The organism is Bartonella sp. AA126HLJHH (assembly GCF_042197425.1).
In the GTDB taxonomy this organism is placed as follows: Bacteria; Pseudomonadota; Alphaproteobacteria; order Rhizobiales; family Rhizobiaceae; genus Bartonella.
Map to the genome: position 1 here is coordinate 1 of NZ_JBHIRU010000110.1, position 783 is coordinate 783.

1 protein-coding gene is annotated in these 783 nt (G+C 38.3%); it reads right to left on the reverse strand.

Annotation, left to right across the window (positions count from 1 at the left end):
* Window positions 1–264: 264 nt before the first annotated feature.
* A partial coding sequence (locus ACFIQC_RS10000) for a tyrosine-type recombinase/integrase (protein WP_375707144.1) occupies window positions 265–783 on the reverse strand: 519 nt, incomplete at its 5' end.

The window sequence follows — 783 nt, forward strand, 5'->3', positions numbered from 1 at the left end:
CATATGAAGCAATTTTGCACTTTCACGGTCTGTCAAAAGAATATCATTTTCTGTCATACTAAAATCCTTTCTATCAACAAATGGTAACAAATCATAACTATTTATTAAGCACATTTTGGTTCATTTAGAAAGATGTTTTATTTATAGAAAACAATATTTTATCATACAATTTTTGATGTGATAATTTATGACTCTTATTGAGAAAGAATGAGAGACAAGAGAGAGAAAGTTATCCACAGATCATGGGGTTATGCACCCCATATCTTAAGATTGACCCGTGACATAAGCCGCCCATTTATCCATATAAACGCGGCGCTGTTCTAAATAATCAGTACGACGATAGGCACGCTCTACTTGTCCTCCGACTGTATGACTTAGAATTGTTTCAGCAACCTCATAGGGGGCATCGGTTGTTTCAGCGAGCCAATCGCGTAAACTAGAGCGAAATCCATGGGGGCAGGCTTCAAGTTTATTGTCTCTCATATATTTTGCCATACAATTCTCAGCAAGGGGAGCACGACCGGAAAAAGACAGAATGAAATTACTTTTGGAAATACAACGGGCTTGTTTAATCACTTTTAGCGCTTCAGATGATAGAGGTACGCGAAATTCTGTTGTAGCGTCACGCAAACCTTTCATATTCTCAGCAGGAATAGTCCATACATCATCTTCAATCTGATCTTCACGAATATGACGCAAAGGGTTGGTACGAACGCCTGTCAGGATAAGCAAGCGCAAAGCCAGTTGTGTTATGTTTTGTGTTTTACAGAGTAACTGATAAAA